Genomic DNA, 25,432 nt, shown 5'->3' with positions numbered 1-25,432 from the left:
ATGTCGGATTGCTATCAGGGGTAATTGCTACCCCGCAAGCAACTGACTTCTCCTATCCTTCAACTCACAACTTAGCATTCATAATGGTTACAAAGTTAGGTTAAAACAGTAGGCAATTTTTTTTGTTCTGTGACTCGGCGCAGAACTCCGTTAATAAAGCGATGACCTTCATCACCACTGTAACGTTTAGCCAGTAACACCGCTTCGTTAATTGCCACGCTGTCGGGAACGTTTAAAAATACCATTTCGACCACAGCGATGCGTAAAATATCGCGGTCAATTTGAGCCAAGCGGTTGACTTGCCAATCTACTAAAGCAGCAGATATTTGTTCATCGATCACAATACGATGTTCATTGACTATTTTGACAATTTGAATGGCATATCTGCCTACTTCTCTGTCTTGATTGGCTAGTTGAATCAATTCTGGAAATTCAACTGCTGCACCTAGTTGATTGATTGCCGTTTGAGTATAAGCGATCGCTTCTTGCAGCATAGTTCTCGCAGTATTCATGTCTGAAGCACGAGTTTGGCTAGTTAAAAGGCGATCGTTACTACGTTGCAGTTCAGCCGCAGCATTGTCTAAGGTATCTTGAACTTCTGCTCTGAGTGTTCGTACTGTTGCTAGTACTAATTTGGGCAGATGTTCTTCGGTTAATTTTTTGGGGTTGACTGGTAGCTGGCTGAGACTTAAAAGTGCCAGTTCACGGGCAATTTGTTGAGGTTTTCTGTCTTGCATGGGAGTGAGTGCCTACGCACTAGATTAAGGAGGTGAATAATTAATTGAAACAAAGCCAGACATTCATAATATCTATTTACTTGTGCCTTTGCCGGATAAATTTTATATTTCCTCGCCGGAAATTACTGAGTGCTTTGTTTGTCTGGTTGAAACTTCTAAATTTTGTTCTTTGGACAAAACCAAAGGTGGTAAGGGGGTATTTGGTGCCACAATCCCACCAGAAACTATGACCTTAAAAGCATCTTCTATCGACATTGACAGGTTAATTACATCTTCCTCTGGTACTACTGCATACCAGCCTGTGGTCGGGTTTGGGGTAGTAGGTATAAAAACGCTCAACACCGGGCGTGACATTTTAGCTTGAATTTCTGAACCTATTGCACCTGTAACAAAAGCGATCGCCCATATGCCTGGTCTGGGATACTCTATTAAAACTACACGGCGAAACTTGCCATTAGAATCTTTGAGTATTGTTTCTAAAAGCTGTTTCAGGGTTTTATATACCTGTCCTGCTAAGGGAATTGCCTGCAATACTCGCTCACCAAAATCAAGCAACCATCGCCCAGCAATATTCCGAGCCATCAACCCAATCACCAGAATACTCAACAGTGGTACTGCTAAACCCACTGCTAAATTAAGTATATTTACTAGTATTGGGTGTAATCCATCAAAGGGATTGAGTTGTTTGGGAATTTGGGTAAGAAAGTCAATTACCCAATTGGCGATCGTAATCGTTAGCCAGATTGTGGTCGCTAGCGGTATTACCACTAACAATCCAGCTATCAGGTCATTTTTTAAGTCCTGCTTTAAGCGATCGATGACCAAACCCCGTTTCTCCTTTTTTAGGCTAGTGAAACTCTGATAATGGGAATTCATTCCCACAAATTTGTTAAATTTTGAACATCTTACTTAGGCATTTCCGACCACAAGTAGATTTTTTCATCGTCAATAAACTGCCTGTTAAATTGATAATAGGCGTTTGTATGCCTATAGCTAGCTACCCATAGATTGAAGACTTACATGGGAGGATGTTACTTTTCTTTGTGTAGGTTGTAAATGATTGTTGCAATTATTTTAATTATTATCGATCCTACCTCGCTCTATCAAAATTTGCCCATACTTCTGAAAGCAAGACAGTGCAGCTAAAATAAGGTGTTTAACTAGTTTAGGGCTGGTAGGTTCATCAAATAAATTTTTCTGATAATCTTTTGTTATAAATTTTAATAAAATTAGAGACGTAGTATTGCTACATCTCTACATCTGATGAAAATAAATTTTACACTTCAGGCTTCATCCTTCCCCAGCCACTTGTGTAGCTACTGCCTTGCTTTCATCACTACGATATGTTGGGTCTAAGCTGGGTGTAGGCAGATGCTTCATCTCCCATACTTTCAGCAAAATTAAGTATTCATAAAAAGCCTGCAATGTACACCAAGCCATTCCCGCGTGTCCATCTAAGCAGCCACCTAAGATAAAATACATATAAAAAAAGCGTAATACGGGCCTAGCAGGTAAACGCAAAGACAAATCTTTTAAAGCCCGGCGGCGTTCAACTTCCGACTTCCCAAAGAACAAATCTCGCCAGTCAACTTTGCCATTTTCTAGTTGATGTAGTGTCTCCCTGGCTTCATCTGTAGAATAACGATTGTGTTTTTCAATCCAACGGCTTAAACCTTTGCTGCAAGTGTAGTGAGGGTATGTTTCTTTTAAAAAGCTAGTAGCACCGTTGCAAACTTCTCTTTCGGTGTGGCCGTAATCCGAAAACCAAACCTTACCGTGGCGGAAAAGACGCATTTGGTAGCGGGGATATTGAGTACTGTAGCGAATCCAACGATTCATAAACATTACCCGTTCAGCCACGTAGTAACCAATATAGTCTGGGTTCTGCATGGCCTGTTCACACTCAGCAAATAATTCTGGTGTCATGCGCTCGTCGGCTTCGAGAATGTAAACCCACTCATGTTTTGGGGGTATAGACTCTAGCATCCAAGTGCGTTGACGACCGTGACTTTCAAAAGCGTGTTGAACAACGCGGATAGGATAACGACTGGCAATTTCTACAGTGCGATCGCTACTGCATGAGTCCACAACTATAATGTCATCTGATAGCATGGCCGACTCGATACAAGCGGCAATATCTATTTCTTCGTTATATGTAAGTATGTAAATTGAGAACATTTGCAGATTTTATAGCGATTTTACTAACAGTTAATTTTGATAAGGCAGAAGGCAGAAGCAGGAGGCAGGAGGCAATCACGGTAAATAGAATGTATTTCCCTACTCCCCACTCCCCACTCCCTACTCCCTTCTTTGTTACCGAGCAGCTGCTTTACGTCCACTACTTTGTAAAGCACCGCCACCTCTTATGCCTGTCCAGCCGATAATAATGTAGCCGATAGATAACAATAGACTGCTAATCCCAATTCGCAGCCCAGACTTCCAAGCGTTGTCTCTAGCTTGTTTTTCAGCATCTTCTCGGCGCTGGCGAATTTGGCTGAGTCTTTGATTTGCCAGCCCTTGAGGATCGGTTTGTTGGGCAACAAATTTGTCTAGTTCTTGAGGATTGGCTTTGAACTTCTTAAGCAAGTCTTTTTGGGATTGTGGCAACTGAGGGCTTTCTAGGGCTTGTTTATACTTTTGATCGTCTTTGAGCAACTCAGAAAACTGCGCTTTTGCTTGGGTGCGGAGTTGTTCTAATTGAGCTTTGCCCTGATCAGTATTAAGTTGAGCTTGGAATTGATTTAGCTGGTTTTTCAGTTGAGTTTCTGCCTGATCTGCCTCTTGTCCAATTTGAGTGACAGTTTGCGCTTTGGCTTGATTAACATTGTTTAAATGCAAAGGGAAAATCAGCAAGAATATTAATCCCAAAATGCTGGATAGGATGAAAGCGGGAAATCGCAAGTCGATACCTTTGGGGCCGTCATCACCAGCACTATCAATCCAATAGCCAATTAACAGCGAACCTAAACCCACCATTGGCACGATTCCGCGATCAACTAAAGCTGTTGCCAAGTTAATTTGCCATGTGCGATCGGTCGGTTGAAAGGGCAACAACAAAATTAGAAAGTCCAACAAAAAGGACAAAATTAAAACTACCCCGATCACTTTGAGTGCGAGGGCAACATTTCCAGAAGTAAAACGATTAGTCATATGTTCCAAACTTACGGTGAATCAGCTTTATTGTCCTATTTAAAGTTACTGGAATATTGTTCCAGCAACTCTCACTATTCGATAAAACTATTTCTTAATCTAGAAAAGGCTAATGCAAGCCAAGGGAAAATTTTTGTCTCTTGGTTTGAAACTACACCACGGTAGCACTAGTTATCTTGGCTGTCTTCAGAAAATACTTGGTGCTTGAAGATACGAGATTAGCTTGTATTAGCCGCAAAGACAACTGTAATTTTAATCTTGTACTCCACTATTCTCTATCAGCCCAACTTTCTCTTGAACAACTTGTTGCCAAATTGACAAATCTTCTGGTCGGTCAACGTCAGCCAAAATGGGCAAGAAGAAATAGGATACCTGATATCTTTCTGTGATAGCCACAGTTTGTTGCAATACCTGAGAAGTTCCCCAATCGATGTTAGCGAATAATTCTGGAATAGGACGACGTAACCCAATTAAGTAGTAACCACCATCAATAGCGGGACCAAGCACTAAATCAACAGTTTGCAGTTGTTGAAAAGCTGTTGCCAGAATTTGAGAAGTAAGCCCAGGGCAATCAGTGCCTATAATAATCACTTGTTCAGCACTTTGTTGAAAAGCATCAGCAAGCGATCGCGCCATTCGCGCACCTAAGTCACCTTCGCCTTGAGATTGGTAAACTAAATCTGACCCCAGCCAGTCTTGCATTAATTGCGAACTCCCACCAGAAAACCGTACTTCTACAGATATACCAGTAGCTTGTTGCAACTCTCTGGCTTGCAACAGAGTATGTTCAGTCATCTGCTGTTGCAGATTAGCAGCACCTATACTACCCAAAGCTGGTATAAGTCTAGTTTTTGTCTTCCCTGGTTCTGGATAGCGCGTAAAAATAATCAAGTGCTGTTTTTGTATTTCTAGTAACTTCAGCACGTAATAACCTTAATTTTTTATAGACTAAGAAACATCTTAGTAGCAATACTTATCATTTTCATTAGCTTTAGAATGCTCTTTGCCTTTTCGCATTGCTCCTAAAATCGTAGAAACATAAACACAGCGCCTAGCTTTCCCAGCTTTATTACTATATAAAGTGATTTGTCCCAAAGCTTGCAACGACGTACTAGTACACTCATCGCTAGGATTATACACCGGACACCCTTGGTAGTTAAAAATAACACGCCAAATGTTTTGAGAAGTATTTTTTTGTATAGTCGTTTCTGTTTTACCTTTCAAATTTAACGCTTGATCAATCTGTATAGTTGGTTCTAAACTATGCCATAAATTAGGATTACTGGCCACAGAATTAGGGATAAATACCCCAGCTTCTGTTTGATGAACAGCCCATTGAACAATACCACTTTGCTCTCGGAAACTTACTTGGGTGCTTAATTTATCCTTAGTGGCTTGGCTTTGAGCTTGGCGCATAGCAAAATAAACTCTATCTTGGGCAGCATTGAGTTTTCTAAGTTCAATGAATGCTAACCAATTTGGTAGTAACACCCCAGCTAAAACCCCAATTATTAAAATAGATACTAAAATTTCTGGCAGCGTAAAACCGCTACTAGAATCATTATGTAAATAAGTTTTGAAATTAAATTTAGACAGTAAATGCACTTAGGAGTTACTTTAAATATTCAAATATTAAGATACAGATGAAGGGTTGAGACTGGAAATTTTTGAAGTTTTTTTTGGCGACTAATGCTGTAGATAAATTAGGTGGTAAAGCTATAATTATAATTATTTTTAATAAAATTTTTAAGGTGAAATTAATTCGCTGCGATCGCGCCGCATCATTAATAATAAATAACCATAAAAATCTAGCAGCCGTTATACCTTTTTGTCGATTAAATGGCTCTTGTAAAGCTTTACAAACCAAATATTTATAGAGATTAGCTAGACTTAAATTCCAAATATTTTTGCTTACTAATGGTCTAGTATTATATGCACCTTTTAAGACCTGTAGACAGGCTTTTTCTTGTCTATCAAGATGAGTAGATAATGAATTAGCACTAACTCTATATAAAATCTGCACCTCAGGTACACAAATAAAAGAATATTTAGCAGCTAATCTCAACCACATATCCCAATCTTGAGCAGCTTTCAAAGATTCATCAAATCCACCTAATTCAACTAAAGCTTCTCTATAAATTAATGGATTTGAGCCATTCTCCAAAAAATTACTGACTAACAATCTCTCATAAACATCACCATTAACAGCTAGATGATTTCCGGCGACTAAAAATTTACCATTCTCATCTATATAATCAGTCCAACTATAGGCAACCTTAGCATCTGTATTAGCTTGCAAAGCCTCTAATTGACTTGCCAGCTTATCAGTTGTCCAAATATCATCAGCATCTAAAAAACTGACAAACTCTCCAACAGCTTGGTGTAGTCCTCGGTTACGACTAATATTGCCACCAGCATTGTCAAAAGAAAACACTTTGAGGCGGTGGTCTTGAATTTGGGAAATTATATTTAAAGTTGAGTCAGTTGAACCATCATTAATAACAATTAATTCAAAATTTTTAAATGTTTGATTTAAAACTGAATCAATTGTACTTTTAATAGTTTTTTCGCTATTATACGCAGGAATAATAACAGATATTATTGGAGAATTTGAACTTATATTACTCATATTTTATTGTGAATGCCCGTAAAGTTAAATTTATTTAATAAAAACCATTTTAAAGCGTAAAAAGGACTCACCATACTTGCAAAATAAAACTTAATTTCAAAAAGTGCAATTAGGTCACTTTTCAAGTAGAAATTATATTTAATTAAATGCTGGATAATTCGGCGAAAATTTCCCAAAATCGTTTTGCAAAAAATCACAGGTCTTTGCCAAGATTTAGCGTTAATTAATCGTAATTGAAAAATACATAAGCCATAACCACGTGCCAGATTCAATAAATAATCTCTTTCAAATCTCCAGCAGGGAATTTGATGATATATATGCATGGCGGGATTGTACCAAATTTGCCAACCCCTTCTATGAAGATATAAAAGTATTTCGGTATCATCACCGCCGATCATCAACTTTCCTAATCTGCCTTTAAAAACTAATTGTCGAGGATCTTGAGGAACGCTTTCCAACCAGGCTGTTTGTCGCACAACTAATGCAGCACCAGGAGGAAGTCTGAGATTAGCAGCATCAAATAAATATGCTTGTTCTCCATGTTCTCTAATTGCCAAAAAAGCCTGGATTCTCGAAAAATTTTCTGGGGGGTTTATTTCAAAATTACCATGAATTTGACCGCTCCAAGCACCAGCATGGGGATGTTCTTTACCAAAGGTATAAGACTGCAAAAGCCAATCGGGCGTAGGTATATTATCGTCATCTAAAAAAGCTATAAATTCTCCTCTAGATTCATTTACACCCCGCATTCTTGCAAAAGTAATTCCTTGCTGTTTTTCTAAAAAATACCTTATAGGATAATCACTAGGAAATTTTTTATGATAACTTTGAACTACATCAAATGTTCTGTCATAACTGTTATTATCAATAATATTAATTTCACATCTAATATTTGCAGTACCAAGTTGTTCTAACAAACTATCTAACACTTTAGGTAGGCGTTCTGCACCATTATATGTAGGAATAACTACCGATATATTGAAATTATAGTTTTCTGCTTCCGCCATAATAAAAGCTCAAAAAATTTTGGTTATTTTTTATCTAAATATCCGGTATATCTTAAATAAAAAGGACTAATAAAGCTACTTAAAAATAATTCCATTTCACAAGCAAGCACTAAATCTTTTTTTATTTTTGTACCATATTTAAATAAGTGGAAGATAATTTTACGTAAATCATTTAACATATAAATTACCAGCAGTAATGGTTTGTTTAAAGGTTTAATGTTTACCATTCTGGTAACGTAACGGCTAAGTCCAATCCCCCTAAAAAATGGTAATAAATAATCTTTTTGCAATCTAGACTTTGGAATTTTGTGATAAATTTCCATTTTTGGGTTGTACCAAACTTCCCAGCCTGATTTTTGGATGTAGCATAACATTTCTAAATCTTCACTGGTCAGCATACTACCTGGAGTTCTACCAGTTAATATAGTTTGTTCTGGTACACTCTCTAACCAAGCTTGTCGCCTAACAACCAGTCCCGCAGAGGGAGGAAGCAATTTCTTTTTTACTTCATAGAGTAGAGGTACATTTCCGCGCTCTGTAATTGCTAAAAAAGGGGCAATACGCCGTTGGAAATCTTCTGACGGTTCTACTTCCCAGTCTGGGTGAATTTGGCTACCATAAGCTCCAGCTTTAGGATGTTGTTGAGCAAAAGCATAAGCCTCGGCTACCCAATTTGGTAATGGGTAGTTATCATCGTCTAGAAAACCTATCAATTCGCCTGAAGCTTCTGCTACCGCACGTTTTCTGGCATAAGCTGCTCCTTGTTTAGCTTCAAATAGATACTTTAAAGAGTAAGAATATTGCCAGTTTGCTTGATAAGTTTGAATGACTTGAGCAGTATTATCTGTGCTGTTATTATCTACAACAATAATTTCCCAAGTGAAATTTTCAGTTTGAATTTGGTTTCGCAGTCGTTCTAGTAGTTCAGGCAAACGACTAGCACCGTTGTAAGTTGGTATAGCTACAGTAAATTCAAGGTTCTTAGTCATCTTTACGATGTTATATACTGTGTTCTTCTAAATAGATGAAATTATTTAATTACACTGATTGTCTTTCAAAGTTTGCATTGCCCCAATTATAGTCGATATTACTACGCATCGCTTTGTACGTCCTGCTCCACTATTTCCTTGAGCTTCAGCTACGACAACTTTTAAACCTGTATCGGCAGCGTTACCATTAGTAGGCTTAGGAGCTAAGATACCCATGTAATCAAAAGTGATTGTTTGTGGCGCAGTTGTATTAAAGCTAGAACTATAAGTAACAGAGCTACTAACAGTATTAATGTCGCTGAGATTTGTCCCTAATACAATTTGTCCTGATTTAATTCCTAAATCTCCACCTAAATTGCTCCAGTTACTAGGGGTTGTTCCCTGATCAACTGCTATTTGCGGAATGTTATTATCTGTTCTAAAACTAACGCTGTAACTCAATTTTTTCTGTTTGGCTTCTCGCTGTGCTTGTTGTAAAGCTGCTAAAACAGCATCGTTAGCCTTACCAACTCGTTGTCTATTCATAAAACCTTGCCAACTAGGAAGAGCGATAAGAGCCAATATTCCAATCATCAATGTCACTGCTACCATTTCTACTAAGCTAAAACCAGCGTCGTTTTGAATGTAAGCAGATGTATGGTAGCTTTTTGCTATATTTCGTTGCTGAGAAATTTTGAAAGCTTGCCAGTAATTATTTTTTTTTATTGTAAATAAACCTATCTTTTGCATACTAATATTTAATTATCTAAAGAATTTACAAAGTTTATTTATTAAATAGAAATCCGCGTCCTTGTACTCTAATACTTGAATTAGGAAAGTAACTACTTTGAATACTTTGGTAGTTCAAGTTATTACTTTGTATGCGAGCAAGTGCGTTACCTCTCAAAAACACTTGTGCCAAGACTTCGTTAGCATCAACACAAGCATAAAATCCAGTTGTTAAATCTCCCACAAGTCTGGGGCTAGAGCAACTACCAGATACTGAAGGGCCAGTAGTACTAATATAATCAACTAAAGTTGTAACTTGTTGAGTATAGTTGGTTCCCGCAGCTAATGAAGTCTGCCATTGATTCATTCTTTCTTTAAGGGTAGTAGCAGTAATATTTGAATCAAGTGGTGGAGGATTAAAACCAGTATCTGCTGTGTTTCCTTTGCTATTAGCGTATAGGGCATTCACTGCACCTCGAATTTGAAATCTACCAATCCTTGCTTGCTTAGACCAAGTTGAATTAGACCCGTTTGTATTAGTGATTAAATAGTATCCAACTAGCGAATAAGCATAGTTGTCATCGGTTGATGATTCTTGGGTCTGAGTAGTAGAAGTAACACCAACACTATTAGGGATGAATTCGCGTTTCCAAAAAACAAGTATTGGTTTACAAACAGTTGCGTCAGTACAATTAGGTGCAGTTTTGACTGGTGGTATTTGATCTTGAATTCCTGACAAAGTGAGATCTGTAGTATTTCGGTTTCTCGTCACTCCATCAGCATCATAGATATAGACTGCTTGTTGTAAATCGCGTGCCATATAATCAAGCGCAGACTGTAACTCTTGTTCGGTAGTTGCTTTTGCTTGTTCTTGACGATCGCTATTTAAAACATTGACCATAAATAGCATTAAAGGAGTTATGACCATGACGGCTATGATCATAGCTACTAGCAATTCAATTAAGGTAAAGCCGTTTATTGCCTGATGTTTTTGGGAATGCTTTAATTGGCTAATTAAAATAAATTTAAGTGCATTCATCATTTTGCAAATTTGCTGTTATTGACATATAACTAACAATGAAATTTAGTTGCTGCAACCACCAGTAAAGCGGGCGCAAAGATCACTATATTTAGGTACAGTGTCACTAATATCTGCTGTCATTTCTACTAAAGGTGCGGTACGCTGACCTATGCCTCCAGTAAAAGGATTTTGTGTTGTCTTTGTTGGATTGTTTTTTAGTAAAGTAGTGCTGCCTTTAAAAGCATCTGCCCTGTAAACACGTAACCCCAAAGTGTATCCAGTAATCGCATTATTGCTATTGCTATTATTTGGGTTGTAGCGAAAAGCCTGCACAACCATATCTGTGAGACTGGTAATTTCACAACTATTACTACTGTCCAAATCGACACAATATAGTTGTGATGTTGTTGGGGCTGGTGCTGTGCAGTAAGAGTTAGCAGTACAAGTCAAAGTCCCTGTAGCTGTGGGAGCAGGATTAGTAGAAGGAGTGTAGGTTCCACTTTCTGTTGGTGCTGTAACTTTTTGAGTTCTGACTGCATCGATGTAAGCTTTAGCAGCTTGGGTGGCTAATTCTACTCGTCGAGATTGTACACGGGTAGCTACAGATAGGGAAAGCACCGGAGCGATCGCCACTAGCAAAATACTCACTACAACTATCGCTATCAAAGATTCAACAATCGTAAAACCCTCAGTACGACGCAGTAGATAAGATATTACTGGCTTGGCTACTTCAGTTTTTCTTAACTGTTGTTTGCTAGTTTGTTTCCCTATCATGGCAATTTACCCTATATTGTCAAAGGTTTGATATTTAATCATTTGGAATGGATGGACATCCACTACGATATTCATTCGGAACGGCTGCTGAGTAAGAGCCTCCTGAAGCTGGTTCACCAGCGCAAAGCAATGTTTTTACCCAAGTATCATCCCGACCGACTTCTCTAAAGAACTCACTTGGACGACCGGTTGAAGGCAAGGTAAACCTTTGAGCAAACAAGTCTGGTTGTTCTGATAACAGCCCTAAATCAAACCCCCAAGCTCTTTCTGGTGGTGAGTAAAAAGGTAATAGACCATTTAGGTTTTGCGTTGGATAAGTGTCTAAGGCGTAGTCAAATAGACTCAAGTTATCAGTGAGAGAAGATGTGGTTGCGGTTCTGTTACTAAAAATTGGTGAAATAGGCGCTGTGGAGTAGGTACTCCGTTTCAATTGAATAAAGCTGCCACTGATTTTAGCTGGTACTTCGTTTCCTGTACTATCTCTCCAGTCTTCCACAAACCGCACAAAGTTTTGTAAACCTGCTGAGGTTTCCTCTGGTCTACTAGGGCTGTTTCCTATGACAAACGTCGCGTTAAATGTAGTGCTACCATTAGCAACTTGTAGCCAACGAGTTCTAAAATCATCTCCATTTGCTACTGCTGTATCATCATCTCTAACGCTAGAACCGCTGATGCCACTGTTATCGTTTGGATTGTGAATTTGTAACACTGGAATTAAACGTGGCTGGCCATCGGGGTCAGTAGGAGGTTCATAAAATAGAGACTGACTAGTGTTGTAGCGTGCATTAGCAATATCAGTGGGATCGGTAGCACTTGATAGTATGGTTCTAAACCACAAGGCACTAGATCCCTTTTTACCGAAATGAGTGTATTCGCTTGAACCACCATAACTGCACCCATTGTTAGCAAATGCACTAGCTGTCATATCAAGAGGACAACCTACACCCAAAGGTTTATAAATATCGGGACTGGTGCTGACTTTGATTAGTTGGTTATTAGATGGGTTGCGGGCAAAAGCAACGCGGCGTGGGTAAAATTGATCACCTGGCATTAATGCCAATTTATTGCCTGTATCACCAGCACCAAGCCTATCTCTGATACTTTTACTATTAGTACCTGTAGAGAATGCAGTTGTGGGATCGAGTTCACCCCTAATAAGTATGTTGTTTTTATCTTTATCAATCACATTAGAACCGTAAGCAAAAATAATAGCTTGTCCCAACTGATGAGACTTAATTTGGCTTTCAGTGAATGTGAATGTGAATGTAGTACCTGCAACTACAATGCTGTAATTTTGTGCAGTATTGCTTAAATTACCATCACCATTGATGTCAAACCCGACTACCCAATCACCGGGTTCACATTGCTCAATTAACGGCTTACGGCACATTTCCATAATATACATTGGGAAATTATTAATCCGTCGTTGAATTGGTGTTACGCCGTTACGTACATAAGAACCTGCATCTGTTTTAGGAAAATTTTGATTATCTCCACTGGTTTGCCACCAAGTTCCATTGGTTGCAAAATAGTTTTCCCAGAAGCCATTTTTGAGTCGCTTTGCTCTAGCAGAATCAGTGGCATCCATTGCAATGCCACTATTATTGTTGAGATGATAGTCGCCATCACTGCGGAACCCATCTACATAACCGCTAGAGAGTAAAGTCATTGAATCAGCAATGATAGTTGCTGAACGCCAATAATCACCAGCCAACGAGGGACAACCCGGTCTACCAGGACGACAAGCAAATCGAGTTTCTGCTGTACTACGCTCATAGAAATTAGTATCTGGTTCTTTTTCTGTGAACTCTTCCAGTTCTGTTGTGCTGCCCAGACTTGGTTGGTGTGCGTTAAATTTACCTTTAATATATCCAGGTAAATTAGTAACAAAAATCAATCCTTTTTCTCTGGAATTGTAAGCATTGTTATTAGTAGCAGGGTTTCTGGCTAAAGTTTCACCATTGATTAAGCGAATGCCATTTGGACGACGTGTAGGGTCAAGCTTGAAATCTGTGGGGCTGAGTAACTCTGATTCAGTAGATGTGTCACTAGCATCGCGTAAGGCATCTTCTCTGGTGGCATAAATAATGCCACTGTAAGGTAGTAGGTACTCATTAGAGCCAATCGCTGTGCTAGCTAATTTACTTACATCAATATCAGTGACTCGAATTTCTAAGGGTTGACGCTGTTCTAAGTCGAGATCGTAGTTAGTTGATGTACTGGATGCACCAATCTGTTTTACCTCTCTAGCATCTAGAAAGGTTGCTTCTTTAATAGCACCATGCGGGGGTTTGTTTGTTAACGAGGTAGCAAAACCAGCTTCATTATTCAAAATCGAGATAGCACAAAGTGCAGTATCAATTGCTGAATAGTCAGCTATTTGTAAGCCTGTGCTAGGTACTGTAGTGCCAGTGCCAATTTTTGCTAAGGCATCTTTTAAAGGTTTATTCACCCAACGCCCATTCGGGAATTTCAAATTACTTTGTAGTTCCAGAAGCTTTTTGTTGGATGTAAATGTGCTTCTGCCTGGGTAATCGTAAACAATACCGTTGTTTGAGCGACCATAGGTGGTATCTACACCATATCCACCATCAATATTGACTTTGTTTTTAGCTACTACTGGATGTGAAGGGTCGTAGTAGCTACTTACGCAAGCAATAGGTTCCTGGTCAGTGCCATAGTCTATTTTATAGTGGTAGACAGCAGTGGCGCGCATGAGTAAGTCGCCTTTTTTATTTATGTCTGCGACATTTAACATCGGCATAGTGTCAGGCCAGACGACTGTAGCATCTGTTGTTGAGGGGGCTGAGAAAAATGAACGTAGACCACGAGGGTAGAATGGGCCATTTGTTGTGTCAACAGTACTACCAAAACCATCAACATATATACCTGCACCCGTAACTATTCTTACCCCACCCACATTATCTAAATCGTTCATAGGATTCTCAGCCGCTTTTTCTTCCCAAAAGCCACTCCGTTCTGAGATACCTAAATCTGCGAGTGCTTGTATTTGGGTATTGCGCCATCTAGCTTGATTTTGTGCAGGGCCAATAGTAGTAGGTGGTTCAGTCCAGTTAACACTAGCACCAGAACTATTTTTAACGAATTGTTTCCCTTCTGTCCCAACATATTTACTATTTAATAACCATCTAGCAGGTAGATTATTGCCCACAAAAGCGCGATCGCCTATATATATCTGAATAGCCTTTTGTTTTTGAAATGTGGGATATGTTGCTGAGAGTTTAGTGGCATTTAAAGAGATAGATGTACCAGTCAACTGATTACTAGTGTTTATTGGTTCTCGCCATGCAGCTTGAGGTTCTAAGTTGATAGCAATAGCTGTGTAACCAGTTGTCCCTGAACTTCCACTAGGAACTTCAGCAAAAGGTACTCGTCTTGTCCTGTCCTTTAAATAAATTTCTACTTCGTCTGCCAGGACATTTTTAGCTGTAATAACATCATCTGTACTTTCAACTTTTGCTGCCACATTCTTTTTCACATCATCCGGATATGAACTACCCTGAACAGCAGTTAGGAAAGCACTAGTAGTAGCAGCACCTTGACAGGTTGTACATAAAGCCAACCCATCTGTCTTCATTTGAGCAATGCGTTGATTATACGCAGTGTCATTAAATCCGATTTGTGAACCACCAGAACTGCCTGTAGATTTTTCAGTAGTGCCTGAGCCACTGATTAGAGCTGTAGCAATTCCTTGCCCAAAACCTCGATAAAGGTCAACAGTTACTCCACTTTGATCAGCACTCTGATTGACATTTCCTGTACCAACATTCCCGCCAACACTAATCAGTCCGTTCTCTTGATTGTAGAAACAGGATGTTTTGCTACTAACTTGCCGCAGAGTGATGGTACCAGTACCTCTTCCTACTAGTAAATTACCGTTGGTGTGAATTCTGCCATTCAGTAATAAATTTGTAGAACCAACTATAATTTCTAGATCATTTTCAAACCAAACGGCATTATTTGGTAGAGGAACACGGCTACGATCTTGCTGAAACTCTAAAGCTACAACACTTTTGTTACCTTTGTATGGTTCGTATCCAGTTTTATTAGCTAATGCGTCATATGTTGCTTGGGTAAGCGGCACATTAACTGTGTAGACAAAAAAGCTTTTACCAAGATTACCCGATTGCAGCTGATACCAACTGGAGTTACCTACTAAGCTAGAAAAACCAGATGCGCTGCTACACTGCTGATTGTTCAACGCATTATCCATTGGTGGAGTTCTGGCTTCTAATGGATTTCTTTTACGATTAAACTTTCCTTGAGAATCTCTGCTAGGAGTACGAAAGTAGATTCCATAAAGAGTTAAAGTATCTTTTAACCCATTATTGTCTGTATCAACTGCATATTTCCAAGCTGTTTTTAGGGTTTCATCATTTTCTAATAAGTTATTAGTTGTGGAAGTGACATCGATATCACCATCATTATTGATATCAAAAGCTAGTTTTAGACGAGTCTCATCACCTAATAGATACTTATCTTTTGTAAGCGCAATATATAAAGCATTATCAGAGGGAGTACCCCGTGGCAATGTTGGGTCTTCAAGTAAAGCATCTATCTTAGCTCTAGCACGATCAAGTGCTGGGGTAGCAGCATTTAGAACCACCTCATTGACTCGTACATTACTGGCATTTTTAGCACGCTCAAAAGACCTAAATAAAATTGCGGTTGTTAGTAGAACAACTACTAAAGCTACCATTGCAACTGTAGGCAGCACAAAACCAGCATTGACAGCACTTCGCTGTCTTTTACTAATAAATAAGCTTCGCAGTAGCCAAATCAATTGCTTTTTGATTGCAGAGAAAAAACGCTGATTTAGCTTGAATATTTTTTTTATAAACTTAAGTTGCTGGCGTTTAGATGACATAGCTGATTTCCTATCAACTGGTTTGTTGCGAATATATTTTTTGCAATTGCGACCATACCTGTTGAGTAAATCCACAGGCAAAATTATAGGTTTTTAAATTTTTAATAGCTGCCCTATTTAACTAACTCCTCAATGCAGAAAAACACCAGAAAATGATTTTTAAGTTATATCATTGCTCAAGTTTTTAGATTTTCCGGAAAATACGGATTTTTCTGAATTATTGAATTTGTTGCTGATGTGGGACAAAACACTGATACTTCACATTAACTTCACAGAGATAGATGGTATCTGAAGGCAGATTTATGAAGATAGAATGGACAGATAAGCTTAGATTACCCATCTGTGAAGGAAAAGATGTCATAGCAATTCACAAAATCTTTGCTCATCCCATTTGCAGCAAAAAATGAGCAAGATAATAAAGGAAGAAATATGAGCAGATGGAAATGGCTGGGTCACCAAAGTAAAAATAAAAGCACCGCGTGCTGTAGGGGTCAAACACCAGCCTGTATCAGATGACCTTCTCAGGTGTGAAGCCTTTTGCTAGGTAGGACATTAGCCAAAGGGAATGTGTAAAACTGCACCTGAAATTTGGTAATTAATTAACGCCAAGACTCAAAAATAATGCTGAGGGCAAATAAGCAGAACAACGAGGCTGCAAATCGTAAAACCCAAGTCCCAACAACTATAGAAAGCAGTGTCTTGGCTAGCGGAGCTGCGCCAATAGTGTGAGAAAAAACACAAGCGATCGCAAAACCAACTAGAGTCAGGGCATCACAAGAAAGTCTATTCTGTACGGTTTAGCCCCGATGGGCAAACTCTAGCTAGTAACGGTGAAGACAGAATCATCAAACTTTGGCACATTTAACGGGGTGAATGTCTCACAACCTTAGATGATCATTACAGCCAAGTCTGGGCGATCGCATTTAGTCCTGATGGACAAATATTAGCTAGTGCTAGCGAAGACCAAACTGTGAGGTTATGGAATTTGAACACAAGAGAATGTATTCAAATTTTGGTAGGACATCATCAACAAGTCTACTCTGTGGCATTTAGTCCTTGTGGGAAGATGGTGGCTACTGCTGGTGCTGATACTTGTGTGAGGTTGTGGCAAGTCAGCATCGGTGAATCTGTAGAAATCCTCAAGCGTGGACATACAGCTGCGATTCATTCTCTGGTTTTTAGCCTTGATGGCAAATTGCTGGCTAGTGGTAGCGAAGATGAGACAATTCAGCTAGGGATGTGCAGAATTGTAGCCAATGGCGATCGCTAAAATCTGATCGTCTATATGAGCGTATGGATATTAACGGCATTTCTGGCTTAACTAATGCTGAAAAAGCTTCTTTAAAAATGTTGAGTGCTACTGAATAGGCTTTTTTGCGTTCATTTGTTAAGTTTTCATTAATTAACTTCCAGCAAATCTACTGTTGAAGTTTAGTTAAGCATATTAATATTTTTCTCTTCAGTGGGAATCATATAGACAATTCCACTAGTACACGCTAGAGGTAATTGATCATGGCCAATTTCGATAAACATTCAGTAATATTACTTAACCAAACATTACATTATGTTTGGTTTTGGCGAAGCTGATTCTTTTTAAGTGGAAGCACTGAGAAAAAATTAGTTAAATTTTGTTAGTTTAGCAGTATTCTTTAAGGTTCTCAAAGACAAATAGGTTGTTTTAACTCTACCTTTGGGGACTTAACTTTTTTAAGATGTTTAAACATTACATATATTGTACTAAATGTAACTTTTTACTACTGATTAACCAAGAGGTGAACATCATCAAAATTACTACCTTAACTTTACCTTTACCCAACATCCTAAGTGGCTCTTTGTAGCTTAAAATATCAGCGTTAATAACCAATATTTTGGTAAGGATGGTTACTAAGCTGTTGTAAAAATTGAACTGATGTGTATTAAATCTATCTGAAGATGTATGCAAAATAAAACTTCTATGAGTAGCTATCGGTTAATCCAGAAACTCCATCCCCTATCTTTATTAGCACAGCTAACAAGTCGCAGGGCTACTGGTTGCTTAAGGGTATATACTGGCTCTACTTCTTGGTCAATTCATTTAGAAGGAGGTAACCTAACTTATGCTTCTTCTTCAGATAAGATGTTTGAACGACTTGATAATCAGTTGCGTCGCTTGAGTCTAAACATTCCTACTCTCAACAGTGCGACTCGTGTGCAGATGCGGCTGATGTTTGAACCAGCAAATGAAAGTTTGTCCATACCATATCCTGATTATCAAGCTATTTGTTGGTTGGTTGAGCAACGATATATCAGTTCTATGCAAGCAGCTACTTTAGTAGATGAGTTAGCTAAAGAGGTGCTAGAGACATTTTTAATTGTTAAAGAAGGAAATTACGAATTTTACTCTGATAGTTCATGGAACGAACTAGCAAAGTTTTGCCAATTAGATTTGCGCTTATTAGTTGAATATTGTCAAAGACAGTTACGACATAGACATCAACTCCAGTTATCAGTTGATGTTGCTAAAGGGTCTAAGGTTTTACCAAAAATCAAACCATTGCCCAATGAACAATCATTAACACATAAAGATGTTGAGTCTGTTGGCAATATCAACAACAAACCTACCCAGCAATTATCTAAAAAGAGCTTATATACAATTGCCTGTATTGATGATAGCCAAACTGTGTTAAATTCTATCAAACTATTTCTGGATGAAAATACATTTTCGGTAGTAACAATTAATGATCCAGTCAAGGCATTAATGCAGATTCTCCGCAGTAAACCTGACTTGATTTTACTTGATGTGGAAATGCCAAATTTAGATGGTTATGAACTTTGTTCGCTATTAAGAAGGCATTCAGCTTTTAAAAATACACCCATCATTATGGTGACTGGCAGAACAGGCTTTATTGATAGAGCTAAAGCCAAAATAGTCAGATCTTCTGGCTATTTGACCAAGCCTTTTACTCAATCAGAATTACTGAAAATAGTATTTAAACATATTGACTAAGAATGTCATATTTTACCAAAAAAGTCGATTTTTTTAGGAGATTTAGGAGTGAGTATAACTTTAGTTGGCACAATTTTAATTGTTGAAGATTCGCCCAGCGAATTAGAATTGATGAGCCATTATCTTCAAGAGAGTGGTTACAAAGTCATTACAGCAAGTGGTGCTAAAGAAGCACTAGAACAGGCTATTTCGCACAATCCTGATGTAATTGTTACTGATGTTGTAATGCCTGGCATGAGTGGTTTTGAGTTATGTCGTTCCTTGAAAAAAAATCCAGCAACCCAAAAAGTACCGATAGTTATTTGTAGCTCAAAAAATCTAGAAATTGACCGATTATGGGCTATGAAACAAGGTGCTGATGTCTATATTACTAAGCCATACACAAGGGAACAGTTATTAAGAGCTATTAAATCAGTGGTTATTTAAATCAATGAATAATTCCAAAGTATTAGTTGCAGAGAAACCTATCCAAAATAATTCAGGAGACGGCTATCTTAAGTTTCAGATAAATCAACAAACTGCTGCAATGTTGGCAATGAATCACACACAAGAAGCGGTGATTTTGCCTATTGAATATGTAACTCCTATGCCTAATATGCCTGGATGCATATTAGGATTAATGAATTGGCGAAGTCGGATAATTTGGGCAATTGATTTGCCCAGAATGCTCAATTTAGAAGCTATAGATACGAGAAGGCAGCAGTATAACGCTATCGTGATTAAGGTAGATTCACTGATTTTAGGTTTAGTTGTCCAAGAAATTAAAGGTACAACTAAGGTTATGTTAGATGAAATTCATTCGCCAATTGGACAAGTAGCATCTAGTTTAGTTCCTTATTTGCGTGGATGTGTGGTGCAACAAGAAGAAATATTGCTGGTATTGGATGCACAAGCAATTGTGCAATCTTCCATTCTCCGCAGTGATTAGGTTGTTTAATTAAAGACAACTTTGGATATTTTTTATTTACCTATGCAGGAGAATTTATAGTATGTTTAATAGAACTGGCATAGCTAAGAGTAGGGATGGTAAAAATCGCTCTTCGTTAATTAAATCTACAAAAATTTCTGAAAATAAAATCAAACTATTAAATAGTTTTGATAGTGACACTAAACATGAGTTAATTAGGTATTTTAAACAGCAAAGTTTAGAAACGAAAGCAACAGTTTTAGCGATCGCTATCAGTACTATACCAGCTTTGCTCATCGGTGCGATCGCCTATAATTTGGCTAATCAATCACTCATTAAAAAAATTACCCAATATCAAACAACAGAAGCATTGGGTTTAACAGATCAAGTTAACCGTTTTATGTCCGAAAGATATGGGGATCTTCAGGTACTTTCTAACTTGTCATTGCTAACAAATAGCAATTTTTCTAACAATATAAATGCCGTAGAAAAGCAAGTATTACTTGACAAACTTCTGACAGCTTATAAAGTTTATGACAATATAGCTGTCTTTGATACTAACAGTAGTTTGATTGTGCAATCCTCTGGGCAACCTCTAGATAATCAAAAAGACAATAATTATATTCAAGAAACTCTGCAAAAAGAAGTTGCGGTTATTAGTCAGCCAACAAATTCTCATATCTATCTGGCTGCACCCATAATAGACACAGCAACAGGCAGAACTATTGGAGTAGTCAGAACCAGCTTACCAACAAAATCTCTCCAAGAGGCGATCAAAGCTAATGGTCATCAATACGCTTTGTTAGATCAGTCTGGCAAAGTTTTCTTAAGTTCCCAAAAAGAACTATTAGGAAAAGCTGTAAAAACTGAGTATCCAAGTTTAGCAAAAAGCTTGGCAACAAATAATGTTACTACTCTAACAACAGTTCCTAAAAGTTCTCAAAAACAACAATTAGTTAGTTACGTACCAGCCCAAAAAATTGCAGGTTTACCAGATTTAAACTGGCAAGTATTATTAGCGACAGATGCGGCAAGTTTATATGGAACTCAACAGCAACTATTTTGGCTGATTACCATTGGTACGGTATTAATAGGAGGAATTGTAGCTGCGATCGCAGCTAAGTTAGCCAAGCTTACCATACAGCCGATCCTGAATGCGACAGATGCGATCGCCAAGCTAGGAAAAGGTGAACTCAACACTCGTCTAGCATCCCAAAGAGAAGACGAGTTAGGTGTATTGAGTGCCAATATTGATGATATGGCTGCACAATTGCAGGTTTTAGTCAAAGAACAAGCTGAAATTGCCCAAGCCAAGACTATTATTCGCCCAGTTTTCACAGGAGAACAGCCAACACACGAAGCCCTACAACTCCAGCTAGTAGCACTATTAAATGATATAGAAGGTGCAGCTAAAGGTGATTTAACTGTACGTGCTGAAGTTACAGACGGAGAAATTGGCACTGTAGCCGACTTTTTTAACTCTATTGTCGAAAATTTGCGGGATATAGTCACTCAAGTTAAACAAGCAGCCACTCAGGTAAATACTGCCATTGGTTCTAACGAAACAGCTATTAGGCAACTTGCCGACGAAGCATTGGTGCAAGTCGGGGAAATTACTCACGCCCTTGATGCTGTTGATAACATGACTAATTCCATGCAAGCCGTAGCCACCAGTGCCGAACAAGCCGCCACTGTCGCTAATAACGCGGCGCAAAAGGCCTCTATGAGTGAAGAGACAATGTACTTAACAGTGCAGAACATCCTCTCTTTGCGAGAAAGCGTCGGTGAAACTGCCCAAAAAGTCAAACGACTGGGAGAGTCTTCTCAACAAATTTCCCGTGTGGTTTCTTTGATTAATCAAATAGCGATGGAAACCAACTTACTGGCAATTAACGCTGGTATTGAAGCCGCCCGTGCTGGTGAAGAAGGACAAGGTTTTGCTGTGGTTGCCGAAGAAGTAGGTGAGTTAGCAGCCCGGAGTGCCGCAGCCACCCAAGAAATTGAACAAATTGTGGAGAAAATTCAACGAGAAACCAGTGCAGTTGTCCAGGCGATAGAAATTGGTACTACCCAAGTTGGTGAAGGCGCGCGGGTAGTAGAAGAAGCCAAACAAAATCTCGGACAAATTTTCGATGTTTCTCGTCAAATTGATTCTTTAGTACAGTCTATTTCCTCTGCAACTGCATCTCAAGTTCAAACATCACAAACTGTTAGTGTGTTAATGAAAAATATCGCTGCCGTTTCTCAACGCACTAGCGATTCTTCTAGCTTAATTTGCCAATCTCTCAAACAAACAGTAGAGATTTCGCATAAGTTGCAAGAGACTGTTGAAACTTTTAAAGTTAACTGAATAATTGTCCAGAGTCAAAAGTTAATAGTCAAAATTTAGGCTATTGACTATTGACCATTGACTATTGACTAAATAATAAAAACTATGTCAAAAGATAAAGAATTGGAAATCCAGATGCAATTTCTGGAAGAAGCGACAGATTACCTCAATACTTTAGAGGGAGTATTGCTAGAAATCGACACTAGCCATCGCATAGATTTAGAAAAAATTAATGGCGCACTCCGCGCTGCCCACTCGATTAAAGGTGGTGCGGCAATGATGGGATTTCGGGTGCTAAGTGATTTAGCACACCGATTAGAAGATGCTTTTAAAGTTTTAAAAACTAGAAAAAGTTCTCTAGAAATCGACCAACAATTACAAAGTTTACTGCTATCTGCAATTGACTGGATGCGTCAAATTGTGGACTTGCTATCAACAGAAAGCGCGATAGAAGAACAATGGTTAACAAGTTTTTGTTACCCAGTTTTTGAAGAGCTTCATCAACGTTTAGGTAATCCTACTCCTGAAGATGCAACAACTATGTTGTCACCAGAAGATGGACAAAATATTATTCCTTTATTATTTGAAACAGAAGTTGAAGGTTGTTTGCAACGCCTAGAATCTGTATTAGCAGATAGTCAACAACCTTGTTTACAGGAAGAAGTTGTGATTATGGCGGCTGAATTAGGTGGTTTGGGAGAAATGTTGCAATTGTCAGCATTTACCCAACTGTGTGATTCTATAAAAAGCTCTATAGAATCGGCAAATTCTGATCGCATCCCCCAAATTGCCCAAGCAGCATTGCAAGCATGGCGACAATCACAAGCTTTAGTTTTAACAAATCAGTTAGATAGTCTTCCTATAGCTATTGATTTGAGTGAAATATCAACTTCTTCGACAAATTATAAACAATCTAAGTCACTGTCTACTGAAGAAGCAATGCCTGCGGCAACGTCAAAGCCGAACGCGCAAATTCTTGCTACAGATAATGGTGTTAATCAAGAAATAGAATTAATAGATATACTTGAAACTGAACTGGAAGAAATAAATACTAATGATTTTATCTCTTTAAATACAGATATTGATACTGTAAATATTCCTGAGATAAACACCATTATTAACGAACACAAAATCGAACCAATTAGTAATGCTAAAGAGCGCGAACCTTTAGAAAATACAGTCCGAGTTCCAAGTAAACAATTGGAACAAATCAATGATTTATTTAGTGAACTGATCATTCAGAGAAATGGTCTACACTCCCAACTAGAAAAATTACGCAATCTCGGTCGTAATCTTAGCCAAAGAGTGCAAACTCTTGACCAAGAAAATCAAGAACTACGCATAGCCTATAACAGAGCAATATCATCTAATTTGCGGCAAAATCAGTTGTCACATCAGGATCATGCAGAGAGTAAATTAGGCGAAGAAATCGCTGTTGTAAACCAGCCGTCCTTAGAAGAAATTAATTTGCGATCGCAGGATATAGTCGAAACTATTGTGCAGGTACAAGAGGTATCCACAGATATTCAATTAAGTGTGGATGATGCTGATCAAATTGCCCGCAAATTGAATAAGACATCCAAGCAATTGCAAACTAAACTCAATCAAGTGAGGATGCGACCAATTTCAGAATTAGTTGAGCGTTTTCCTAGAGCCATCCGCGACTTAAATGTAGAGTATGGTAAAAATGTTCAATTGAAAATTGAAGGTGGTAATACTTTAATTGAACGCAGCATTTTGGAAGCATTAAATGACCCTTTAATGCACCTATTAAGGAATGCTTTTGATCATGGTATTGAAGAATCAGCCACCCGCCGCAATTTAGGTAAGCCAGAACAAGGATTAATTGAAATTCAAGCCAGTCACCGCAGCAATCGCACTATTATTACTATGCGGGATGATGGGCGAGGTATTTCTTTAGAAAAAATTCGCGCTCGTGCATTGGCAATGGGTTTAGATAGTTCTTTACTAGAAAGTGCTAGTAATGATGAACTACTATCACTAATTTTTGAACCAGGGTTTAGCACCTCTGAAAAAGTAACCGCTTTATCTGGCCGTGGTGTGGGAATGGATGTGGTACGCAACAACCTGAAACTGGTTCGCGGTGATATCACAGTCGATACCGAACCAGGAGTGGGAACTACTTTTACCCTATCCGTACCGTTTACTCTTTCTGTTGCTAGGGTGCTACTAGTAGAAACTAGTAAAATATTGCTGGCTTTTCCCACAGATGTGGTATCAGAAATATTTTTACTACAAAGCGATCGCATTATTTCAATGGGAGGTAGCGAAGTCCTCAATTGGCAAGGCACAATGCTACCGTTAATTCGCCTGGGACAATATTTTGAGTTTAATTGTCCGCGCTACGATAGCCCAGAACTGGAAACTCCCGCAGCAATTAACGCTAGTAGCGTATTAATAGTTAAAGGCAACAATCAAACAGTAGCAGTCCAAGTAGACCGTTGTTGGGGTGAACAAGAAGTTGCTATCCGCCAAGTTGAAGGTAATATATGTCTACCTCAAGGCTTTAGTAACTGCACAATTCTCGGTGATGGTCGAGTAGTCGCATTAGTTAGTGCTAACGAATTACTATATTGGATTGCAACAAATCAAAACACTCCAAAAAACAATCAATTACCCTCCGTCAGGCTGAAAACACCGTTCCTCTTTGTTGACAGTGAAAAACTAGCGGCGTTACCTCCCAAGCCAAAAGGCAAGATTTTAATCATTGATGACTCGATTAATGTCCGTCGTTTCTTGGCTTTAACTCTAGAAAAAGGTGGGTATCAAGTAGAACAAGCCAAAGACGGCCAAGATGCTTTAGAAAAATTAGAAGCAGGCTTGGAAATCGCAGCAATAATTTGTGATATCGAAATGCCTCGTCTTGACGGTTATGGATTTTTAGGAAAAGTTAAGAATAATATTAATTTGAAGAATATTCCAGTTGCTATGCTGACTTCTCGCAGCAGCGATAAACACCGACAACTCGCTATGCAACTAGGTGCTAAAGCCTATTTTTCCAAACCTTACAACGAGCAAGAATTACTCCGCACCTTAGAGGAACTCATTGGTAATGTTGCAGAAACAGCCGCATCCAATTGAATAAAGTGCCTGATTTAATTACTTCCCAGCTTCTGCTGGGAATATTTATTTATATGAATATTAGGAATTTGCATAAGAGGTTAAAAGTAAGCTGTTAAGTATATCAATACCTTAGCCAATTTACGAGGGTTTAATGCCTGTAGAAACGGGATGAATACGTCCTAAAGAAGTAAGCTTGGCAAAAATCTGGGTTAATAAAATAGGC

20 protein-coding genes and 1 pseudogene are annotated in these 25,432 nt (G+C 38.5%); 8 read left to right on the top strand and 13 right to left on the bottom strand.

All coding sequences use genetic code 11. The annotated features are described in order from the left end of the window. Window positions 1–95 precede the first annotated feature (95 nt). The 13 genes from nusB to hpsA all read right to left on the bottom strand — a co-directional run bounded on the left by nusB (window position 96) and on the right by hpsA (window position 15,903). Window positions 96–737 (bottom strand): transcription antitermination factor NusB, encoded by a 642-nt coding sequence (gene nusB, locus H6G76_RS15215; RefSeq protein WP_190701879.1) that lies wholly within the window; start codon window positions 735–737, stop codon window positions 96–98. A 102-nt stretch (window positions 738–839) separates the two neighbouring features. Continuing rightward, on the bottom strand, window positions 840–1,613 hold the full coding sequence (locus H6G76_RS15210; protein ID WP_190701876.1) for a DUF502 domain-containing protein: 774 nt from the start codon (window positions 1,611–1,613) through the stop codon (window positions 840–842). Window positions 1,614–2,027: 414 nt separating this feature from the next. Further along, window positions 2,028–2,915, bottom strand: coding sequence for a glycosyltransferase family 2 protein (locus tag H6G76_RS15205; protein WP_190701873.1), 888 nt, complete (start codon window positions 2,913–2,915; stop codon window positions 2,028–2,030). Window positions 2,916–3,050: 135 nt separating this feature from the next. Next, the gene (locus tag H6G76_RS15200) at window positions 3,051–3,887 is read right to left on the bottom strand and encodes an HpsJ family protein (protein WP_190701870.1); all 837 of its coding nucleotides are present in this window, start codon (window positions 3,885–3,887) and stop codon (window positions 3,051–3,053) included. Window positions 3,888–4,139: 252 nt separating this feature from the next. Then, window positions 4,140–4,811, bottom strand: coding sequence for a TIGR04282 family arsenosugar biosynthesis glycosyltransferase (locus H6G76_RS15195; protein WP_190701868.1), 672 nt, complete (start codon window positions 4,809–4,811; stop codon window positions 4,140–4,142). 36 nt (window positions 4,812–4,847) lie between these two features. Further along, a complete protein-coding gene (locus tag H6G76_RS15190) occupies window positions 4,848–5,492 on the bottom strand; it encodes a prepilin-type N-terminal cleavage/methylation domain-containing protein (RefSeq protein ID WP_190701865.1) in 645 nt (214 codons plus the stop codon). Between the two features lie 7 nt (window positions 5,493–5,499). Next, a complete protein-coding gene (locus H6G76_RS15185; RefSeq protein ID WP_190701863.1) occupies window positions 5,500–6,516 on the bottom strand; it encodes a glycosyltransferase in 1,017 nt (338 codons plus the stop codon). Continuing rightward, complete coding sequence (hpsE, locus tag H6G76_RS15180) at window positions 6,513–7,523, bottom strand: hormogonium polysaccharide biosynthesis glycosyltransferase HpsE (protein WP_190701860.1); 1,011 nt, start codon at window positions 7,521–7,523, stop codon at window positions 6,513–6,515. The genes H6G76_RS15185 and hpsE (H6G76_RS15180) overlap by 4 nt, the downstream gene beginning before the upstream one ends. Before the next feature lie 23 nt (window positions 7,524–7,546). Beyond that, window positions 7,547–8,512, bottom strand: a complete 966-nt coding sequence (hpsE, locus tag H6G76_RS15175) for a hormogonium polysaccharide biosynthesis glycosyltransferase HpsE (protein WP_190701857.1) — start codon at window positions 8,510–8,512, stop codon at window positions 7,547–7,549. A 45-nt stretch (window positions 8,513–8,557) separates the two neighbouring features. After that, complete coding sequence (locus H6G76_RS15170) at window positions 8,558–9,241, bottom strand: Tfp pilus assembly protein FimT/FimU (RefSeq protein WP_190701854.1); 684 nt, start codon at window positions 9,239–9,241, stop codon at window positions 8,558–8,560. A 34-nt stretch (window positions 9,242–9,275) separates the two neighbouring features. Further along, on the bottom strand, window positions 9,276–10,259 hold the full coding sequence (gene hpsC, locus H6G76_RS15165) for a hormogonium polysaccharide secretion pseudopilin HpsC (protein WP_190702081.1): 984 nt from the start codon (window positions 10,257–10,259) through the stop codon (window positions 9,276–9,278). 45 nt (window positions 10,260–10,304) lie between these two features. Further along, window positions 10,305–11,015, bottom strand: coding sequence for a hormogonium polysaccharide secretion pseudopilin HpsB (gene hpsB / locus H6G76_RS15160; RefSeq protein WP_190701851.1), 711 nt, complete (start codon window positions 11,013–11,015; stop codon window positions 10,305–10,307). 34 nt (window positions 11,016–11,049) lie between these two features. Continuing rightward, the gene (hpsA, locus tag H6G76_RS15155) at window positions 11,050–15,903 is read right to left on the bottom strand and encodes a hormogonium polysaccharide biosynthesis protein HpsA (RefSeq protein WP_190701848.1); all 4,854 of its coding nucleotides are present in this window, start codon (window positions 15,901–15,903) and stop codon (window positions 11,050–11,052) included. An 805-nt stretch (window positions 15,904–16,708) separates the two neighbouring features. On the opposite strand from hpsA, the pseudogene H6G76_RS37055 reads away from it, so the two are divergent. The 8 genes and pseudogenes from H6G76_RS37055 to H6G76_RS15125 all read left to right on the top strand — a co-directional run. Continuing rightward, window positions 16,709–16,768, top strand: a pseudogene (locus tag H6G76_RS37055) (hypothetical protein); the annotation flags it as partial. A 120-nt stretch (window positions 16,769–16,888) separates the two neighbouring features. Beyond that, on the top strand, window positions 16,889–17,173 hold the full coding sequence (locus H6G76_RS37045; RefSeq protein ID WP_242056411.1) for a WD40 repeat domain-containing protein: 285 nt from the start codon (window positions 16,889–16,891) through the stop codon (window positions 17,171–17,173). Further along, window positions 17,143–17,271, top strand: coding sequence for a hypothetical protein (locus H6G76_RS37680; RefSeq protein ID WP_277883093.1), 129 nt, complete (start codon window positions 17,143–17,145; stop codon window positions 17,269–17,271). The genes H6G76_RS37045 and H6G76_RS37680 overlap by 31 nt, the downstream gene beginning before the upstream one ends. A 568-nt stretch (window positions 17,272–17,839) precedes the next feature. Then, the gene (locus tag H6G76_RS15145) at window positions 17,840–18,889 is read left to right on the top strand and encodes a response regulator (RefSeq protein ID WP_190701846.1); all 1,050 of its coding nucleotides are present in this window, start codon (window positions 17,840–17,842) and stop codon (window positions 18,887–18,889) included. Between the two features lie 48 nt (window positions 18,890–18,937). Beyond that, window positions 18,938–19,315: a PleD family two-component system response regulator gene (locus H6G76_RS15140; RefSeq protein ID WP_190701844.1), complete on the top strand. Its 378-nt coding sequence runs from the start codon at window positions 18,938–18,940 to the stop codon at window positions 19,313–19,315. Between the two features lie 4 nt (window positions 19,316–19,319). Next, complete coding sequence (locus H6G76_RS15135; RefSeq protein WP_190701842.1) at window positions 19,320–19,817, top strand: chemotaxis protein CheW; 498 nt, start codon at window positions 19,320–19,322, stop codon at window positions 19,815–19,817. A gap of 61 nt (window positions 19,818–19,878) precedes the next feature. Then, window positions 19,879–22,146, top strand: coding sequence for a methyl-accepting chemotaxis protein (locus H6G76_RS15130; protein WP_190701840.1), 2,268 nt, complete (start codon window positions 19,879–19,881; stop codon window positions 22,144–22,146). An 84-nt stretch (window positions 22,147–22,230) separates the two neighbouring features. Then, window positions 22,231–25,227, top strand: coding sequence for a hybrid sensor histidine kinase/response regulator (locus H6G76_RS15125; protein WP_190701839.1), 2,997 nt, complete (start codon window positions 22,231–22,233; stop codon window positions 25,225–25,227). Window positions 25,228–25,432 lie beyond the last annotated feature (205 nt).

Source organism: Nostoc sp. FACHB-152 (genome assembly GCF_014697475.1).
Lineage (GTDB): Bacteria > Cyanobacteriota > Cyanobacteriia > Cyanobacteriales > Nostocaceae > Nostoc_B.
Note: the sequence above shows the minus strand (reverse complement) of the source record. Positions and strands in the feature narration are given on the sequence as shown.

Coding starts and splice junctions, on each gene's coding strand:
- nusB (WP_190701879.1), bottom strand. CDS start 737: ATGCAAGACAGAAAACCTCAACAAATTGCCCGTGAACTGGCACTTTTA.
- H6G76_RS15210 (WP_190701876.1), bottom strand. CDS start 1,613: ATGAATTCCCATTATCAGAGTTTCACTAGCCTAAAAAAGGAGAAACGG.
- H6G76_RS15205 (WP_190701873.1), bottom strand. CDS start 2,915: ATGTTCTCAATTTACATACTTACATATAACGAAGAAATAGATATTGCC.
- H6G76_RS15200 (WP_190701870.1), bottom strand. CDS start 3,887: ATGACTAATCGTTTTACTTCTGGAAATGTTGCCCTCGCACTCAAAGTG.
- H6G76_RS15185 (WP_190701863.1), bottom strand. CDS start 6,516: ATGAGTAATATAAGTTCAAATTCTCCAATAATATCTGTTATTATTCCT.
- hpsE (WP_190701860.1), bottom strand. CDS start 7,523: ATGGCGGAAGCAGAAAACTATAATTTCAATATATCGGTAGTTATTCCT.
- hpsE (WP_190701857.1), bottom strand. CDS start 8,512: ATGACTAAGAACCTTGAATTTACTGTAGCTATACCAACTTACAACGGT.
- H6G76_RS15170 (WP_190701854.1), bottom strand. CDS start 9,241: ATGCAAAAGATAGGTTTATTTACAATAAAAAAAAATAATTACTGGCAA.
- hpsC (WP_190702081.1), bottom strand. CDS start 10,259: ATGAATGCACTTAAATTTATTTTAATTAGCCAATTAAAGCATTCCCAA.
- hpsB (WP_190701851.1), bottom strand. CDS start 11,015: ATGATAGGGAAACAAACTAGCAAACAACAGTTAAGAAAAACTGAAGTA.
- hpsA (WP_190701848.1), bottom strand. CDS start 15,903: ATGTCATCTAAACGCCAGCAACTTAAGTTTATAAAAAAAATATTCAAG.
- H6G76_RS15145 (WP_190701846.1), top strand. CDS start 17,840: ATGCAAAATAAAACTTCTATGAGTAGCTATCGGTTAATCCAGAAACTC.
- H6G76_RS15135 (WP_190701842.1), top strand. CDS start 19,320: ATGAATAATTCCAAAGTATTAGTTGCAGAGAAACCTATCCAAAATAAT.
- H6G76_RS15130 (WP_190701840.1), top strand. CDS start 19,879: ATGTTTAATAGAACTGGCATAGCTAAGAGTAGGGATGGTAAAAATCGC.
- H6G76_RS15125 (WP_190701839.1), top strand. CDS start 22,231: ATGTCAAAAGATAAAGAATTGGAAATCCAGATGCAATTTCTGGAAGAA.